Source organism: Dyadobacter ginsengisoli DSM 21015 (assembly GCF_059568735.1).
The window spans coordinates 138,310-157,616 of sequence record NZ_JCANTY010000011.1 but is presented as its reverse complement, the minus strand read 5'-3'; the positions used below and the strand labels follow the sequence as shown (position 1 = coordinate 157,616).

The window sequence follows — 19,307 nt, the reverse complement described above, 5'->3', positions numbered from 1 at the left end:
ATTTAAAAAAATATTGTATGCGTAAAACGAGTTCAATAGCTCCGGGCTGGTGGGATTACACCACCCTGGAACTGGATCAGAAATTAACGGACAAAATTGCCGCTATGGGGCCGGAGGATATGGTCAAATTGTCCCGCCCGGGCTTTAAAGTGGTTTTTTACGATACCATCGAAGAATTTTACCTTGCGGAAGCATTGGAATATGTGGACGTCTGGAAACAATCGACCGCCGCAAATCCGGTAGGGCTGTGCGGGCCGATCGGTCCTACGGAGCAGCTGCCACTGGTAGCGCGGATTATTAATGAGCTGAAAATCTCCGTCAAGAATGCGCATTTCTGGAGTATGGACGAATGGGTCGTGGACGGTAAGGAAGTTTCCGGAGACCATCCGTTATCCTTTCAGAGGACATTTAAATCGCTTTGTTACAATAGGATAGATAAAAGCCTGGCGATGCCGGAAGAAAACCTGCATTTCCCCCAAGCCGATACCAGCGCATTTATCGAAAGCTGGAAACAGGCCAAATGCCTCATCATGCAGGGCGGCCAGGGTGATGTAAAACACTGGGCTTTTAACGAGCCTCCCAAAAGAGAAGGAATTTACAAAGATAACCCGCAGACTGTCGAAGAATACAAGCAGCTCGCGACCAGAGTATTGGACCTTCACCCGATCACGGTCCAGCAGAATTCCCGCCTGCATTGCGGAGGTAACGTTCCGCTGATCCCGACGCAAGCCGTAACAGTAGGGCCGAAAGAAACCTGGGAAACGGACAAGGTATCGATCTGGCATGCCGGGGCACATGACAATCCCTTCGGACAACGCCTTACTACCTACATGATCTCAAACAAAATCCCCGATACCTGCGTCCCGATGTCCGTGCTCGCAGACCACCCCAATGTGCAGTTCAATTTTTACCGTCCGGGCCTGGGTACCTGTTCGATAGAGATGCATTGACCTGCCCATATAACCGGGAGACGGTTGTACTCAAATCAGTAAAATTTTAAGCAAATGATCGTATTTAAAAAAGCGAAATATCCGGCGCGATGTGCAGTGCATGTATTGCTGGTACTGGTCGGCCTGTATATGACCGGTTGCGGTGGCGCTCAAAAGATCGAGCTGAGACAAGGGGACCGGATTGCCGTTATCGGCAATTCGCTCGCCGAACGTTTCCAGCAGGACGGATGGTTTGAAACGTATTTGCAGGCTGCTAATCCGGAGAGCAAACTGGTGGTCAGAAACCTGGGTTATTCGGGCGACCAGGTACATTACCGGCCCCGCGCGCACAAGGGTTTCGGAGACAGCGATGCGCATCTGGCGGAAGTGAAGGCGAATGTGATATTCTCTTTCTTCGGCTATAACGAATCTTTTGAAGACAAGCCCGAAGAGTTCAGAAAACAGCTGACTGCCTGGATAGACCACGTGCAAACGCAGAAATATGATTCGGTTAACACGCCCCGCATCGTGATGTTTTCGCCGATTGCGCATGAGAACCTCAAAACGCCCAATTTACCCGACGGTACCGAAAACAACCGGCGGCTGGCTGCCTATACCAAAGTAATGGAAGAGGTGGCGGCGGAAAAGAAAACCGGGTTTGTGGACTTGTTCGGTGCGACGCAGAAAATGTACGAGACTTCCGAAAAACCGCTTACCATCAACGGTATCCACCTGAATGAAGAAGGAAACCGTCAGTTGGCGCAATATTTCGCAGAGTCTGTTTTGAAAGAAAAAGTAAGCCTGGACAAGGTGAAGCTGGATTCTCTGAGAAGTGCGGTCGTGGATAAAGACGATCACTGGTTCCAGAAATACCGGACGATCAGCGGAAACGATGTATGGGGGACGCGTTCCACCCAGGACGGAAATTATGCAACGCTGAACCAGGAACTGAAGGTACTGGACGTGATGACCGCCAACCGTGACAAAAGGATATGGTCACGTGCGCAGGGGAAAGACGAAGCGCTCGATGACAGCAATGTACCCGAGCTGCTGGTGGTAGGGACCCACATTACCCGTGACGTCACTTATGTAGACCCGCAGGAGGCGATCAGCAAAATGACGTTCCCGAAAGAGCTGGAAGTCAATTTGTTTGCATCGGAAAAAAACTTTCCGGAAATAGCCAAACCTGTTGCTATGCAGGTGGATACCAGAGGCAGGATATGGGTTGCATCCTGGGCGACCTACCCCAAATGGGAGCCCGGCAAACCAATGAACGACCGCCTGGTTATTTTATCCGATAAAAACGGCGACGGCGTGGCCGACAAGTCGAAAACCTTCGCCTACATTTCCCACCCGACCGGTTTTGAATTCTGGAACGATGGTGTGATCGTAGTTTCGGCGCCGGATATCTATTATCTCAAAGACACCGACGGGGATGATGTTGCCGATGTGAAGATCAAAATGTTCGGGGGCATAGGTTCGGATGACACGCACCACTCGGCCAATAACCTGATCTACGGACCGGACGGGAACATCTATTACCAGCGAGGAATTTTTATCCTCGAAAACATTGAAACGCCCTGGCGCGTGAGCGAAGAATCGGGGACACCTGGCCTTTACAGGTTCAATCCCCGTACTTTCGATTTCTCTTTTGTGGTGGAAAATACGCCGAACGCGCATGGTATCAGTTTTGATAAATGGGGAAACCCGCTCGTCACCGACGGTACCAGCGGTAAGGCCTTCCAGGTATATTACGACCGGAAAGTTACTTCCACCACGGATGTGAACCGCTATGAAAAAAGACCTTTGTTCACGCCGACGGTCCGGCCGATCACAGCGAATATGATTTTATCGAGCAGCCATTTTCCGGATGCTTATCAAAACAACTTCCTGCTTTTTAATGTCATCGGTTTTCAGGGTATCAAACGGTACAGGCTTGATTACAAAGAAGATGGTGTAGTGGAAGGGGTAGAAACCGGCGACTTGGTATACACCGGGAACCAGCCGACATTTGCGCCCAGTACTGAGGCTGCGCCACGTATAGTCCCGAAAGATTACACGGGCGATCCCAATTTCAGACCCACCGACGGGGTGATCGGTGGAGACGGCGCATTGTATTTCAGCGACTGGCAAAACCCCGTGATCACTCATTCGCCCTATAACCTCCGCGACGCAAGCCGCGACCATACCCACGGCAGGATTTACAGGGTTACCGCCAAAAACCGGCCATTGCAAAGCCCGGTTGCCATTCACGGAGCGAAAGTGGAAGACTTGCTGGAACTGTTCAAGAGTCCCATTGACGGCATCCGCCACCGCGTGCGGGTGGAACTCAGCGGCAGGAATACCGACGAAGTGATCAAAAAAGCGCAGGCGTGGGTGGCAAAACTGGACCTGGACAAAAAGGAAAATGCGCTGCCGATGCTGGAAATACTCTGGCTGCACCAGCAGCACAATGTGGTCAACCGCGATCTGCTTGGCAATGCGCTGAAATCTCCCGAAGGGCAGGTTAGGATTGCTGCGCAGAAAGTGGCCTGGGCATGGAGTACCCGCGAATCGCACCTCAGGGGCGGTACTGGGAATGATATTTCGGGAATGCAGTTCCGGACTTTCTATGAAAAATTCTGGAAAGACCCCGACAGCACTTCCCGCGTGACCAGCCACATGGAGCACAAAATTGTTCCTACTACCGATTCAAAAAAGTCAGATAATTTTGATCAAAAGCTGGATCTGAGGAAACGTGAAGTCGCCATTGTGACGCTGGAAGCTATACAATTGCGTTTCAATGTCGCCGAATTCACCGTAAAACCCGGCCAGAAAGTAGAGATCACGCTCGATAACATCGACCTGATGCCGCATAACCTGGTGATCACCGAACCGGGAGCAGCCGATGAGGTTGCCCAGCAGGCGATCGCACTCGGCGACAATGGCCCAGCAAAGAACTATGTGCCGGAGAACAAAAAGGTGCTGTTCTCATCCCGCCTCATTGAAGCCAAAAAGAAGGAAACACTGAAGTTCAAGGCCCCGGCCATCCCGGGCGACTATCAGTTCGTCTGCACGTTTCCGGGCCACGCCCCGGTGATGCGCGGCATTATGAAAGTTGTTCAGTAGCCATACCATTTCTTCATGAATCAATCTGAAAAGAACCGCCGTGACTTTCTCGTTAAGACCGTCACGGCGGGACTGGCCTTCGGGCTGGGAAGTGAGGCCAGGTCGATGTTTTTGTCCGAATCCAAAACAATCCGGGTGGGTGTTATCGGCTTGTCCGTTCACAGCGCGGACTTTACCGAAATCCTGAATGCCGGGCAGAATGATCCGCTGTTTGCAGGCTGTAAAGTAGTGGCGCTGCATCATCCTAAAGGAAACGAGGATGTGGAATTTTCGCCGGAGCAACTCAGTCAGTTTACCAATACGGTTAAGAAAAACGGCGTTGAACTGGTGTCGTCCACAGCGGAGTTGCTCAAAAAGTCCGATGCAGTTATGCTCCTCACAAATGACGGCAGGCCGCATCAGGAACAGATCCAGCCGGTTTTGAAGGCTGGCAAGCCGGTATTTGTGGACAAGCCTATCGCAGAATCCCTTTCGAATGTCATCGCACTTTTTGAGTCGGCCAAAAAATATAGAACGCCCGTTTTTTCCAGTTCACCATTGCGTTATGTCGGGGACATTCAGGACCTGGCCCGGGGAAAAATGGCGGGTGAAATACTGGGCGCAGATACTTACGGGCCGGCACCTTTACAGCAATCCCACGCCGACCTGTTCTGGGACGGCATACATGCTATCGAGTTACTTTATGCAGTGATGGGGCCAGGCTGCCAGTCGGTAACACGGGCTTATTCTGAGGGTGCCGATGTGGTCACGGGCATTTGGAAAGGAGGAAAAATTGGCGTTTTTAGAGGGCTTCGCAAGGGGAAGATCGGGTTTGGGGGCACAGCTTACGGTTCGGAGAAAATCACAGAGATCGGCAAGTTTGAAGGATATAAAAATCTGGTGGCGGAGATCGTCACATTTTTCCGGACCGGTAAACCGCCAGTTACGGCAGCCGAAACCATTGAAATCTACACATTTATGGAAGCTGCACATGAAAGCAAAAGGTGTGGCGGCATTCCGGTAGCACTGTCAGATATTCTTGCCAAAACAAATAGAGGATAAAAAGCGGCTTGCCGGATGGTAAGGTTCGCAGAGTCAAAAATTACAGTCAGTTTAAATTCAGTATAGTATGAAAGCGAGCAGAATCAACAGGTTATTTAATGCAAAATCGGGTAAATGTTTTGATGTGGCGATCGACCACGGGTTCTTTTGTGAATCCTCATTTTTGCCGGGTATTGAAAATATAGAAAAATCGGTAAAAGTGCTGATCGATGCAGATCCTGACGCCATACAGCTCACAGTAGGGCAGGCGCATCATTTGCAGTCGGTTCCGGGAAAAAGCAAACCCGCGCTGGTGCTGCGCACGGACGTAGCCAATGTCTACGGGTCGGAACTTCCGGATGTATTGTACAGCAGGATCATAGAAGAGCCTGTTTTGCAGGCAGTAAGACTGGATGCAGCCTGCGTCGTGGTCAATCTTTTCCGTATTCCCGGCGCGCCGGAAGTAACAGACCATTGTATCCAGAACATCCTGAAACTAAAACCGCTCTGCGACTTTTATGGTATGCCGCTGATGATCGAGCCGCTGGTCTTCAGGCCGAATCAGGAAGCTGGGGGTTATATGGTTGATGGAAATATCAAACTCATCACGCCCATGGTGAGGCAGGCGGTGGAATTGGGGGCGGATCTGATCAAGGCGGACCCGACAGATGATGTGGAGGAATATCACAAAGTAGTCGAAATCGCCGGTTCGATTCCGATCTTGGTAAGGGGCGGCGGCAGGGCCAGCGACGAAGAGATCCTCGACCGGACTTACAGGCTGATGAAACAGGGTGCAAAAGGCATTGTATATGGCCGTAACGTAGTCCAGCACGCCAATCCGGGCGGTATGACGCGTGCATTGATGGCGATCGTCCACGACAATGCGGAGCCCAAAGATGTGATCAACCTGATATGAAACCGATGAAACAGACAACAGTAAATGTCGGGATAATCGGTGGCGGGCTGATGGGAAAGGAGGTGGCCAGCGCGCTCGGAAGGTGGTTTGCATTGAACGACTATCCTGTAAAAGTAGCGTTAAAAGCGGTCTGCGATCTGGATAGCAAAGCCCTGAAATGGTACGAAAATGTGCCTTCGGTGGATTTGCGCACCACGGATTACAAGGAACTGCTGGCTTATCCGGATTTGTCGGTGATATATGTCGCACTGCCGCACAATTTGCATAAAAAATATTATACCGAAGTCCTGGAAGCAGGAAAGGACCTGCTCGCAGAAAAACCTTTTGGGGTAGACCTTGTCGCAGCAAAGGAGATAGGGGAAACTGCCGAAAGGCTTGGCAGATTTGTAAGATGCAGCTCTGAAATGCCTTTTTTGCCCGGCGCGCAGCGGGTCATTGCAGAAGTTCAGTCGGGGCGGATTGGTAAAATCATGGATATCAAAGCCGGGTTCTGTCATTCCAGCGACATGGATCCGCTCAAACCGATCAACTGGAAACGGCAGTCGCAGTACTGCGGGAATATAGGCGTGATGGGCGATCTCGGGATGCATGTATTGCATATTCCGTTGAGAATGGGCTGGGTACCGAAAAGGGTATTTGCGCAGTTGCAGCAAATCATCACCACACGCCCCGACGGAAAAGGCGGCTGGGGCGAATGCGATACCTGGAATAACGCCACGCTCTCAACAACTGTCGACGTGGAAGGTGATGAAATTCCGATGATGCTGGAAATGAAACGGTTGGCTCCGGGTGAAACGAACTCCTGGTACATTGAAATATATGGTACCGAGGGCGGGGTGAAGTTCAATACCAAGGATACCAAAGCCTTGTGGACGTTCAGCAGGGGCAAGGAGCAAACCTGGCAACGGACCGATCTGGGGTTTCAGGTCGCGTTTCCGACGATCACGGGCTCCATATTCGAAGCCGGTTTTTCAGACTGTTTTATGCAAATGCTGGCGGCCTATTTCGCGGAGCGGGAAGGATTGCTGAACAACCGTTTTGGCTGCGTGACACCGCGCGAGGCGATCATGAGCCATAAGCTTTTTGAAAGCGCGCTGCGGTCGCACGAGTCCAGATCGGCGGTGGAAATCGCATACGACTGATGTATGGAAACGAACAAAAGAACAGGCGTACTGGCGGGCGGGAACTGGATCATTGATTTTGTCAAAATAATCCATTGTTACCCCCAGGAAAATGCGCTGGCCAACATCCTGAACCAGGATTCGGGCAATGGTGGGGCGCCTTTTAATGTGTTGAAGGCGCTCCATAAGATGAAAGTTTTTTTTCCGCTGGAAGGCGTCGGGGCCATTGGAAATGATGAAAAAGGCGATGAAATCTTACGTCAGTGTAGCAGCATGGGGATCGATTGCAGCCAGATAAAAGTGCTGCCGGGCGTGGAAACGTCCTATACCGATGTAATGACCGTTTCTGAGACCGGCAGACGCACTTTTTTCCATTACCGTGGCGCCAATGCATTCCTGGATACGGACGATTTCGACTTCTCATTTTCGCAGGCCAAAATATTTCACCTGGGTTACTTGTTACTGCTCGACAAACTGGATGAACTGGGGCCGGACGGCATGTCGGGGGCGGCGAAAGTTTTGCAACAGGCCAAAAAATCAGGCTTTATTACCTCGGCTGATATTGTCAGTGAGCAGTCCGACCGGTATACTACCATTATCCCGCCTTCTTTGCCATTTATCGATATTCTTTTTATCAATGAGCTGGAAGCCAAAATGTTAACCGGTATTGACCTTGTCGATACCGGCGGCTTGGTATCTGTTTCAGACGGTTACCGCGCTGCGGAGGCTATTCTGGAAATGGGTGTTTTAAAATGGGTGGTACTGCATTTTCCCGAAGGCGCGATCGCAGTCAGTAAGGAGGGGAAGAAAATTTTTCAGCCCGGTATCAATATGCCGCCGGAGCTGGTAAAAGGCACTGTGGGTGCCGGTGACGCTTTTGCAGCCGGTGTGCTGGCAGGTGTACATGAAGACTGGGAGATGGAAAGAAATCTTCTTTTAGGTGTTTCTGTGGCCGCCAGAAGTCTTATAGATTCCAATGCTTCGGGAAGTATCATTGCGTGGAAGGAATGCCTGGATTTTGGTAAGGGGCTCGGCTACCGGAAATGCGCGAAAAATGAAAATATTTCCTGAATGATAGGATAAAAAGGCGAAAAAGTCTGATTGAAGCGGATAAGTTTCAATGGGTATTACATTGTTCGAAAAACCTTTTTAATGTTGAAGAGCTGACCAATTATGTATAAAAACCTTAGCCGCAGGAAGTTTCTCGGCGCTACCGGGATAGGTGTTGCGGGTTCTGCTGTGCTGGCAAAAGCATCGCAACAGATCACTTTTCCTGTGGGTGAAAACCCGCGGGAAATTGCATTTACTACCGAGTCGTTTGCGCGGGAAGTGGAGCGGGTATTGCCGGCGGACAAACCTTTCGGCTACCAGCAGCGGATCAGGGAGTCGGGTATGCACCAGCTTATGAAAGACCCTGCTGCAAAGCCGCTGGACACTGAATTTGCACTGAACCGGGATGTGAGGCTTTGTTATGTCGAGGATAATTCTGATCTGATCAAGGATGCGGTGAAGGATTTTAAAGACTATCTGAAAACTGCTATGGAGGTCGACAGCCAGACCGACCTGTGGAAATCATGGAAAGGAATCAAAAGCGGCGACAATGTAGTACTGATAGGTACGCGGCACCAATTGCCGGAATACGGAAAAGAGCTCAAAGGCACGAAAAGTTATGCTTTGGTAAAAACACCCAAAGGGCTCGTTGTTTGCGGTTATGATGATCATGGCGTGCTGCATGGGCTTTATAATCTTCAGGCCAGGATGAACCTTCGGGAAGGCCCTTTTTTACCCAAAAAACTGAAAGTTACCCGCCAAAGTCTCTATCAGAGACGAATGGCGCTTTCGGGTATGGGCTGGATGGAGTGGCCCGACCAGATCCTTTCAGCTATGGCACACAATGGTTTCGACGGGATTTTTGCCTCTGTATATGCCAACCCGAACGGCGACCGCACCACCGCTGAAAATTCTACCGATTTTTATGCAAGACTGCTTCATAAAGTACGTAAGCAGGATCCGGCGAAGATCCATGACCTGATCGGCCGCGCGGGGAAATTTGGTATCAAAGTTTACACGCCGATTATTTACCAATATACCGGAACACCCGAAAGTGAAGCCGGGTTGCGCAAGCTGGTCCGGGATATCATCGAAGAATTCCCCCTGATCAAAGGGTATGTATTGCTCACCGAAGGATTTTGGTATAAAAAATGGGGCGGATTGCACGGCGCCGACGAAGAGCATGTGGGGGACTGGGCCAGGAACTGGTGCAAAGCGATTGCGATGGTGACCGAAGAATGCCACCGGGTGAACCCCGAGACTGAAATACTGGCCTGGGAATACAACATTGATTTTCGTCCGCAGAACACCAAACTAAAAAAATATTTTATCCAGCAGCTGCCTGCCGACGCGATCCCGATGCTGACCTGGGAAAACGGAAAGGGCTTTGAACTGGACGGTATGCAGGGCTATCTGCGCGACTATTCGCTGTCGCAGGTAGGGCCGGCGGAGGTGACGCAGGCGCAGATCGGCGAGGCAAATGGGCGGTCCATGAAGGTATATTCCAAGGTGGATACTTTCGCCAGCTGGCAGTTCGGCACAATTCCCTACCTGCCTTTTCCCGGGCAGTGGCGCAAGCGTTACGATGCACTGCAGGCTTATGGTGTGAGCGGGACGCTCGAAAGCTGGAGCAGCGGCTATACACCGAATTTCATTGCGGAACTCCGCTACTGGACCTGCTGGGACAATTCCATGTCATTCCAGGAACTTCTCGGCGCAATGGCCTCCCGTTTGTTCGGGGCGGTGCAGCAAGAAAAAGTACTGCAGGCGTGGCAGCATTTTGACAAGGCGATTCGTCTTGTGCCGGACACCGGACCTAATATGGGTACCAACAATGCGATCGGAAATCCATTGTTTTTTCAGGAACCGCCCGTGCGGACTGCCACTTTTCACAATTCCTGGACAGATCACGAAGGTTGGATGGGCTACCTGGGCGGGGAGCTGAACCCATACTGGCCGTTTACCGTGTCAAGAATGGTCTTTTATCCCGATTTTTCCAATAAAACAAACCGGGCCGAACAATATGCGAGGGCCGCTACCGGCGTAGTGGTTGCAAAAGAAGTGGCGTTGCTCCCTGTTTTCCTGAAACACCTGAAAATGGCCGCCGCCGAAATGGAGGAGGGACTGAAATTGTATCGGCTGGCCGCTATGGAAAGCCCGGAATGGAAAAGAAAGCGTGCAGTTTCCGAGGTTGTTGTGGCGGAGCATCTGCATCGGATGATGGAGAGCAATTGTGCGGTTCTAGAATTTGAGGAATTACGGTTTAACCGTGCACAAGAGAAGGACAGTGCAAAAGCCGGTGAAATGTTGAAGAAGATGGCGAAGATTGTGGAGGCTGAGATTGCCCGCACCAAACTTTCGCTGATCGCGGCCACGCACGATTCGCGGCTGGGGTTCCAGTTTGAGCAAGATTATGTGTACACACCTTATTCGCTAAAAGAAAAGCTCCGGCTTTTGGAAGATACTTTGAACAGACAATTGCCTCTTGCAGCCGGGTAGTCGTAATATGATAGAGATTTCCTAAACCATACATATCTAAACCCGTTAATTTCATGAAAAACAACCACCTTGTTTTTTGTTTTCTGCTTTCGCTTTTTTTTACGACATCCCAAAAGAATTACGCTCAGACCGCAGCTGAAACCCTGAAAAAGAATAACCTCGTCCGGCAGCAGACGGTCTCATTGTTTAACGGGAAAAATCTGGACGGCTGGTACACATACCTGAATAAACAGGGCCGTGACAAAGATCCTGATCAGGTTTTTAAAGTTGAGAAAAAGCAGATCCACATTTCGGGCTATGAATATGGATGCATTACCACAAACAAAGAATATGAGGATTATGACCTGGAGGTAGAATTTAAGTGGGGCGACAAAACCCATGCGCCCAGGATTACTGCTGCCCGCGATAACGGCGTGCTGATCCATTCCCAGGGAAAAGACGGAGCATTTTCGGGTAACTGGATGTACTCTATTGAATGTCAGATTATTGAAGGAGGTACGGGCGATTTTTTGGTGGTTGGCGATGGTAGCGACAAGTTTTCCATCACTTGCCCGGTTGCACCTGAAAAACAGGGCGGAGCCTACATCTATAAGGAGGGCGGTGAAAATGTTACGATCAATAAAGGCAGGATCAACTGGTTTGCGCGTGACGCTTCGTGGAAAGATGTAAAGGATTTCAGGGGTGCAAAAGATGTTGAAAAGCCGGTCGGGAAGTGGAACAAGGTGAGGGTGATCGCGATGGACGATGATATTTATTTTTATCTCAATGGCGTATTGGTGAACAAGGCTATGCGTGTGAAACCGTCGGTCGGGCGGATCCAGATCCAGTCAGAAGGAGCGGAAATGTTTGTGAGAAGGGTGGAATTGACACCTTTGGTAAAGAAATAGGAAAACCGATGCACTATACTGCCAAACTCTCTCTTATCCCGCTGATTTTCCTGCTCCTGCTGGCGGGCACGGGCGAAAATAACTTTAAAAACACTGCATCCTATGCCTTTGCGGATTCCGCCCGGCTGAAAAAAGCGATGGAAAGTTTCAGGCTGGAACCCGGTCTGCGCATCGAGCTGATCGCCGCGGAACCGCTCGTGATGGACCCCGTCGCGTTGGCTTTTGATGAAAACCGGCGAATGTATGTGGTTGAGGACCGGGGCTATCCCGATCCTGCCGAAGGAGGGACGCCCACTACGCTGGGCAGGATTGCATTGCTGGAAGACCTGGACGGCGACGGAAAATACGATCATCGCTCCGAATTCGCGACCGGGCTTACTTATCCGAACGGTTTGATGGTCTGGAAAGGCGGGGTCTTTGTGACCTGCGCGCCGGACATTTATTATTTCAAAGATACCGACGGGGACGGTGTGGCTGACATCAAACAGGTGGTACTGACCGGTTTCAGCAACAAACAAACCGCACAGATCCGTGTGAGCCACCCTACGCTTGGGCTTGATGGTAAGGTATATGTTACCAGCGGACTCAATAGCGGGGAAGTAACATCGCCCCTGCATCCCGGGCGGACGGCCGTTTCATTTTCCGCATCCGACTCTCGTTTTAATCCCGAAACATTTGAATTTGAAACCACTGGTGGCAGAAGCCAGTTCGGACTGACATTTGATGCTTACGGGCGACGGTTTGGTTGCTCCAACCGGCATCCGGTGCGGCAGATCGTGATGGAGCCCTGGTATTTGCGCCGAAACCAACATCTGCTTTTTACCGAGACCACAGAAAATGTATCCAAAGTCGAAGCGGAAGCTACCGTTTTTCCGATCAGCGGTGCAGTAACTTCTGCTGAATTTATACCAAAACTAATTGGTTTGTCGCACACGGGTACGTTCACTTCCGCGAGCGGCGTAATGGTGTTCAACGGTACAGGACTTACTCCCGCCCATCGAGGCAATGTCTTTATTTGCGAGTCGGCTCAAAATCTTGTGCAACGGCAGACGGTTTCCCCGAAAGGAGTTTCTTTCACCTCCGAATTACCTTACCAGGGCAAGGAGTTTCTTGCTTCCACCGACGAATGGTTCAGGCCGGTGTTTTTGCAGCACGGCCCCGAAGGCGCATTGTATGTCGCCGATATGCACAGAAAAGTGATCGATCATCCTTCCTATGTGCCCGAAGAGGCGCGGGGTGGGCTGGATTTTGAAAGCGGAAAAACGGACGGACGGATTTACAGGATTGTCAATGCTAATTTCAAAGATACAAAGCAGGGTACCCTTTTGGGAACAATGAAAGAGCAGGTTGCTGCATTGCAGTCGGCCGAGGAATGGGAGCGGCAGACAGCCCACCGGCTTCTGCTTGAAAAAAGGGAACCGGACGCAGTACCGCTTTTGAAACAAATTGCAACAACTTCGAAAATCCCTGAAAGCCGCCTCAGGGCTTTGTGGCTGCTGGATTCTTATGCAGCACTCGACGTCCCGACTTTGAAAACCGCATGGGCCGACAAAGAGTCGGGCGTGCGTGAAAATGTGGTTTTGCTGGCAGGTCATTTATACCAAGAAAATCCCGGACTTCTGAACACCCTTACCTCGGCTGCCAGCGACCCCGCCGCACGGGTGCGTTTTATGGCGGCCCTGGTTCTGGGTTCGATCGAGGCGAAGGAGGCCATTGCGGCCTTGGCGCAAATTGCCGCAAAAGACGGTGCCGACCGCTGGGTAAGGGCGGCTGTACTGAGTGGGGTCGGTAACCGGTTGCCGGAATTTCTGGCTGCTTTTCGTCCCAAATCAAAAGTGAACCCCGGAGCTTTTACGGCCGTGATGCAGGATCTGGGGCAATTGTTTGGAAACGGGGCCTCGCTGGCCGACTGCCGTGTTTTGTTAAAAGATATGATCTCAGGTCCGGGCGATTACGGCTCCCGGATTTCAACTGCGCTAGGTCTGGCTGAGGGAATAAACCGCCGGACGGAAATTGAAAAATCCCCGAAAGGTATTTTGCATGCACTGGTGGGCGAGGATGCGTCTGCAATTGAAAAGCAGTTGCTCGACAAATTCATTAGCCAGGCTTCGGTACGGGCGGGAAATGCTGCGCTGCCGCCCGGCTCACGGGTTACGGCCACTGCATTCCTGGGTTATACCGATTTTGATAAAAGCGGTAACATGCTCAGGAAACTGATGGATGCAAAAAATCCTCCCGAGTTACAGATGGAATCCGTGGCTGCGCTGGCACGGCTGGGCGATGCCCGCGGGGGTGCTTTTTTAACAGAAAAAAACATCTGGACGAATTATACGCCCCAGGTAAAATCGGCGGTGGTTTCGGCCCTTGTTTCCAAACCGGTGTTTATCGACGTGCTTTTTAATGCGATACAGCAGGGGGTGATAGCGCCCGCGGAGATTTCTTCTATGGACAGGCAGCGGCTGATGAAACACAAAGAAAAGTCGGTAAGTGAGAGGGCGGAAGATCTTTTCAAAGAATTGGAAGGGGGCGGCAGAATGAAAGTTTATCAGGATTACCGGGCCATACTCAATACCAATGCCAATGCAAAGTCGGGAAAGGCAGTATTTGAAAAAGCCTGTTCCGCCTGTCACACCTACGCTGGCCAGGGCGGGAAAGTTGGGCCTGATTTGACCGGTGTGCGTAACCAGCCGGCAGATGCGTTGCTGCTGCATATCCTCGTACCCAATTACGAGGTATATCCGGCTTATCAGGCGATTTCGGTTGAAACCAACGACGGTCGGTCGTTTTCGGGATGGCTTATGGCAGAAACCGACAACAGCCTTACTTTGAAAACGGCTTTTGGTACGCAGGAATCAATCCTTCGCAAGAACATCAAATCGCTGGCCAACTCGGGACTTTCACTGATGCCGGAAGGGCTGGAACAGACGATGACCAAAGATGAAATGGCGCAGCTGATCGCCTTTTTGAAAGCTGGCAGTTAAGCTTTATTGAGTGTTTCCTAAACCTGTTTATATATGAAAAATTTGATTTTTGCCGCTACATTCCTGCTGTGGGTGCCGGTGATTCAAGCCCAGCAGACCTCTGCCGGAAAGGTTTTCCGGGCGGGAGCGGCCACGAGCAACATCACGCCTAAGATCGGCACGTCCAATAATGGCGGCATGCAGGATATCACCATCAAAAGCGTGCATGACGAAACGCATGCGCGCGGACTGGTGCTGGACGACGGGCAGACCCGTCTCGCTATCGTGGTGTCGGACCTTTGTATGATCCCCAGAGAGGTGATCGACGAAGCGAAAAGGCGTGCGAGCGAGGTTACCAAAATTCCGGCTGCGAACATGATGATGTCTGCCACCCATACCCATTCCGGCGGTACAGCCTGTTCGGTTTTTCAAAGTGATCCCGATAAGGATTATGTTAAATTCCTGAGCGAACGTATTGCCGACGCGGTGATACGGGCTAACCACAATCTGGCCCCTGCCCGTATCGGCTGGGGTGTCGGCAGTGAGGCGACCCAGGTTTTTAACCGGCGCTGGAAAATGAAGCCCGGCAAGCCGATCATGAATCCATTTGGTAAAGAAGACCAGGTCAAAATGAACCCGGGCATTGAAAACCCTGATCTGCTGGAGCCTTCGGGGCCGGTCGATCCTGAAATTCCGTTGATATCCGTCCAATCGGCTAGCGGGAACCCTATTGCACTGCTGGCGAATTATTCCCTGCATTATGTGGGCGGAGTGGGCCCGGGAGAGATCTCTGCCGACTATTATGGAATGTTTGCTAACCGCATGCAGCAGATGGTGGGTGTGGAAGGGCAGGATCCGCCATTTGTTCCGATCATGTCCAACGGTACCAGCGGCAACATTAATAATATCAATTGGGGAGGAAAAATACCGCACCCGGTTAAGCCTTATGAAAAAATGAGGTCGGTCGCCAATATCATTGGAGCAGAGGTTTTTAAGGTTTATCAAAATATAAAATACCAGGATTGGGTATCGCTGACGAGCGTGCAGAAAGAAATTTCCCTTGGGGTCAGGAAACCGGATGTAGGCGAGGTGACGAGGGCAAAGGATATTATTGCAAAGGCGAATAGGCCCGTTATGACTTCCATGGAAGAAATTTATGCACGGGAAACTATGGCTATCAAAGATTATCCCGATCAGGTACCGCTGGTTCTTCAGGCTTTTCGCATAGGCGACCTGGCGATTACGGCCATACCGTGCGAGGTTTTTGTTGAAATTGGCCTCGATATCAAAAAAAGAAGTCCTTTCAAACCCACATTCAGCATATCACTGGCGAACGGATACAATGGTTACCTGCCCACGCCGGAGCACCACAAACTGGGTGGCTATGAAACCTGGCGGGCCAAATCCAGTTACCTGGAAGTAGATGCTTCCACAAAAATCACAAAGTCCTTATTTGAGCTCCTTGATAAACTCAAAGGCGCCAACCCCTGAGCAATACAATGACACTTACGCGAAAAGAATTTTTAAGATCTGCTACGCTGGCAACCGCCGGTCTGTTGGCAATAAATCCTTCGCTGACATTCGCCAACGGACGGAATATTGCAAATCCTGCGCTGCCTTTATCCCACTTTCCTGATAATCTGCATGCTTTTTTGTGGAGAAACTGGGGGCTGGTTTCTACCGAAAGGTTGTCCAAAGTTTTGAAAACGAGTCCGGAAGAAATACGCAAACTTGCCTCGGTGATGGGCTTGCCCGCACCCAAACCGGTGACTTCCGACCAGGAGCAGCGGAGCTACCTTACTGTGATCCGCCGCAACTGGCACCTGCTTCCCAGGGAGCAAATGCTTGAACTCCTCGACTGGACAGACGAGAAACTGACCTTCACTTTGCAGGAGGATGATTTTTTCTATATCAAACTCGGAAGCATCAAGCCGGAATGCGAACCTGTACAATTCCGGGCTCCAACGGAAGCGGTGAAGGAGCGGGAAAAATGGCTGTCCAAAGTGATCAGCGAAGAGTTCCGGGATGGTTTGCCGCAGCATAGTCAGCCCTTGTTCCAGTTTGTAACCGACCTTTCGAAAGCACCTGAAAATGCGGGGAAGCAATCGCCTTCGGGGTTTGCTCCCAGATTTGGATATGCATATTTTGCCCTTTTTGGTGACCCGCTTTTGCAGCCGGACATTGATCCTTACCCTGACGGCTACCTGGCGCAAATGGCCGCATCGGGCATGGATGGAACCTGGATGCACATTGTATTGTCTAAGCTTACACCCTTTCACTGGGACCCGGCACTGAGCGAGCATTGGGAGCAGCGGCTGGAAAATCTGGGTAAACTCGTTGCAAAGGCTAAAAAACACGGCATCGGCATTTATCTGTATCTCAATGAACCGCGATTTATGCCGCTTGCTTTTTTTGAAAAACACCCGGAGCTGAAAGGCGTGAAGATCGGCGATCAGGCGTCACTATGTACCAGCCATCCGCAAGTGCAGAAGTACCTCGTGGATTCGATGGCGACGATCACGGCCCGTGTTCCCGATCTGGCAGGATTTTTCTCTATCACCGCATCCGAAAACCATACCAATTGCTGGTCGCATGGAAAAGGTGCAGAGTGCCCGCGTTGCGCAAAGCGCGGCCCTTCGGAGGTGATTGCGGAACTGAACCAGCTTTATCTCAAAGGTATAAAACAAGGCCTGGCCAAGTATAAACAGAAAAAAGGCCCGGGGTTGATTGTCTGGGACTGGGGGTGGCAAAATGGCTGGGCAGAAGAAATTATTCATGCATTGCCCAAAAGTGCTTCACTGATGAGCGTGAGCGAGTGGGACCTTGAAATTAGTCGCGGGGGTGTTAAAAACAAAGTCGGAGAGTATTCTATTTCGTCTATAGGGCCAGGCCCGCGCGCTTTGCGGCACTGGGCGATCGCCCGGAAAAACGGGTTGAAAACGATAGCGAAAATCCAGGCGGGCTGTACCTGGGAAATCGCAGCAGTACCGTATATCCCGGCTATGGAAAATGTGGCCACGCATGCCCAGAACCTTCGGAATACCCAGGTGGACGGGCTGTTGCTGGGCTGGACATTGGGCGGCTATCCTTCACCAAACCTGGAAATTGTGGCAGAAATGGGCGGCAGCAAAACCATCACCCCGCTGGAAGCCATGCAGAAAGTGGCGCAGCGCAGGTATGGAGCCGCAGGGGGAGCCGTTACGGATGCCTGGCGGCAGTATAGCAAAGCTTTCAGCGAGTTTCCTTACCACGTTGGCGTGGTGTATTCGGCGCCTCTGCAGGCAGGGCCTTCTAACCTGCTTTGGTCAAAATCTACGGGTTACAAGGCCAGTATGGTGGGGCTGGCGTATGATGATGTAAAAAGCTGGCGGGCCAATTATCCGGTCGATGTTTTTGTATCGCAATTACGGAAAGTGGCTGATGGTTTTAAAGACGCACTCACTAAACTGAGGCGGGAAACTGCCGATATGCAGCTCAACCCGCAAATGCGCCAGGCAATGGCAGACGAATGCGGGGTGGCCGAAACGGTTTCCATACATTATAGTACGGTTGCCAATCAGGCGATGTTTGTAACGATCAGAGATCAGCTGGCTTTGGAAAAAGATAAAAAGCTGAAAATGGAATTGGCCGGACAGCTTGAAGAGATACTGCTGCTGGAAATTGAACTTGCCAAACGCATGGCTATGTTGCAGGGCGGTGACAGTAGGCTCGGATTCGAAGCGTCCAACCACTACTTCTACGTCTGCAACGACCTGGCTGAAAAAGTGATTAACTGCCGGGACCTGTTGGACCATTGGCTTCCTGCTGTGAAAAGGGCATGGTAACTGCGGTGTTGTGCGAGTTGCGCACTACGATAGTATCAGTATTAAGAATGATAGTACAAGAATTTGCCGGGCGAGGAATATAATTTTGTCAGAAACAGAAAATGTGAAACGATATTGGTCGTAATTCCTGATTCTTTGAAAGAATAATGGTGTAGACCTTTTGTTGGCAAATATAATCCGGTCCGGAAATGATCAAGCTGAATTACTTCGTGCTACATGTCTGCCTCTCCTGCACCGCCATTGCCTCTGTTGGCGGGCAAATGTGGAAGACGGATGAATCTGTCGAAAACGCCCTCACCTACGAGGTGGTGCGCACCCGGGGAAATGTAAAAATCGACGCGGACTGGAACAAAGCGGCCTGGAAAAAGACGAAATCCATAGTCATCGAAAAATACATGGGCGCCATTCCGAAATTCAAGCCGGGGGTGGAAGCCAAAATGATGTACGACGATGAAAATGTGTATGCCATTTTTCGCGTGAAAGACCGCTATGTGCGCAGTGTGGTGCAAGAGTACAACGAGAATGTTTCCGGCGACGCCTGCGTAGAACTCTTCTTCTCGCCCGACCAGGCATTGCCTGAAAAGTACTTCAACCTGGAAGTGAACGCGGGCGGCACGCCCCTGCTTTTTTACGTTACCAAACCGTGGACCGGTTTCCGGAAGCTGGAAGCGGAAGATATCCGTCAGATAGAGATCGCTCACTCGCTTCCGGCCAAAATCGACCCCGAAATTTCCGAACCGGTTACCTGGACGATCGAATACCGCATCCCGCTGGCGATGCTCGGAAAATTCTCGAATGTGACTTATCCCGCGCCGGGGGTCAGGTGGAAAGCTAATTTTTACAAAACCGCCAGCCAGAGCTCCAATCCGCACTGGATCACCTGGTCACATGTAGACAACCCCAAGCCGAACTTTCACTTGCCCCAGTTTTTCGGGACCCTCATTTTTAAGTAATGTGAACGATGAAAGCGAGTATGTCAGCCAGTACGATCAC

12 protein-coding genes are annotated in these 19,307 nt (G+C 51.0%); all 12 read left to right on the top strand.

The window, feature by feature from the left end; all coding sequences use genetic code 11:
* The first annotated feature begins 17 nt into the window (after nt 1-17).
* The 12 genes from BP71_RS32980 (at nt 18) to BP71_RS32925 (ending at nt 19,267) form a co-directional block, all read left to right on the top strand.
* Nucleotides 18-950, top strand: a complete 933-nt coding sequence (locus BP71_RS32980; RefSeq protein WP_496385908.1) for a sugar phosphate isomerase family — start codon at nt 18-20, stop codon at nt 948-950.
* A 54-nt stretch (nt 951-1,004) separates the two neighbouring features.
* Nucleotides 1,005-4,037 carry a PVC-type heme-binding CxxCH protein gene (locus BP71_RS32975; RefSeq protein ID WP_496385907.1) on the top strand — a complete coding sequence of 1,011 codons (3,033 nt, stop codon included), beginning with the start codon at nt 1,005-1,007 and terminating at the stop codon, nt 4,035-4,037.
* A 15-nt stretch (nt 4,038-4,052) separates the two neighbouring features.
* Complete coding sequence (locus BP71_RS32970; protein WP_496385906.1) at nt 4,053-5,078, top strand: Gfo/Idh/MocA family protein; 1,026 nt, start codon at nt 4,053-4,055, stop codon at nt 5,076-5,078.
* Between the two features lie 67 nt (nt 5,079-5,145).
* Nucleotides 5,146-5,973: a class I fructose-bisphosphate aldolase gene (locus tag BP71_RS32965; RefSeq protein ID WP_496385905.1), complete on the top strand. Its 828-nt coding sequence runs from the start codon at nt 5,146-5,148 to the stop codon at nt 5,971-5,973.
* Between the two features lie 5 nt (nt 5,974-5,978).
* Nucleotides 5,979-7,115 (top strand): Gfo/Idh/MocA family protein, encoded by a 1,137-nt coding sequence (locus BP71_RS32960; protein ID WP_496385904.1) that lies wholly within the window; start codon nt 5,979-5,981, stop codon nt 7,113-7,115.
* A 3-nt stretch (nt 7,116-7,118) separates the two neighbouring features.
* Entirely contained in the window at nt 7,119-8,165 is a 1,047-nt protein-coding gene (locus tag BP71_RS32955; protein ID WP_496385903.1) for a carbohydrate kinase family protein, read from the top strand.
* A gap of 102 nt (nt 8,166-8,267) precedes the next feature.
* Nucleotides 8,268-10,643 carry a hypothetical protein gene (locus tag BP71_RS32950; RefSeq protein WP_496385901.1) on the top strand — a complete coding sequence of 792 codons (2,376 nt, stop codon included), beginning with the start codon at nt 8,268-8,270 and terminating at the stop codon, nt 10,641-10,643.
* Between the two features lie 53 nt (nt 10,644-10,696).
* A complete protein-coding gene (locus tag BP71_RS32945; RefSeq protein WP_496385900.1) occupies nt 10,697-11,530 on the top strand; it encodes a 3-keto-disaccharide hydrolase in 834 nt (277 codons plus the stop codon).
* A gap of 8 nt (nt 11,531-11,538) precedes the next feature.
* The gene (locus tag BP71_RS32940) at nt 11,539-14,511 is read left to right on the top strand and encodes a PVC-type heme-binding CxxCH protein (RefSeq protein WP_496385899.1); all 2,973 of its coding nucleotides are present in this window, start codon (nt 11,539-11,541) and stop codon (nt 14,509-14,511) included.
* Between the two features lie 33 nt (nt 14,512-14,544).
* On the top strand, nt 14,545-15,981 hold the full coding sequence (locus BP71_RS32935) for a neutral/alkaline non-lysosomal ceramidase N-terminal domain-containing protein (protein WP_496385898.1): 1,437 nt from the start codon (nt 14,545-14,547) through the stop codon (nt 15,979-15,981).
* Between the two features lie 8 nt (nt 15,982-15,989).
* Nucleotides 15,990-18,314, top strand: a complete 2,325-nt coding sequence (locus tag BP71_RS32930; protein WP_496385897.1) for a hypothetical protein — start codon at nt 15,990-15,992, stop codon at nt 18,312-18,314.
* 188 nt (nt 18,315-18,502) lie between these two features.
* On the top strand, nt 18,503-19,267 hold the full coding sequence (locus tag BP71_RS32925) for a carbohydrate-binding family 9-like protein (protein WP_496385896.1): 765 nt from the start codon (nt 18,503-18,505) through the stop codon (nt 19,265-19,267).
* Nucleotides 19,268-19,307 lie beyond the last annotated feature (40 nt).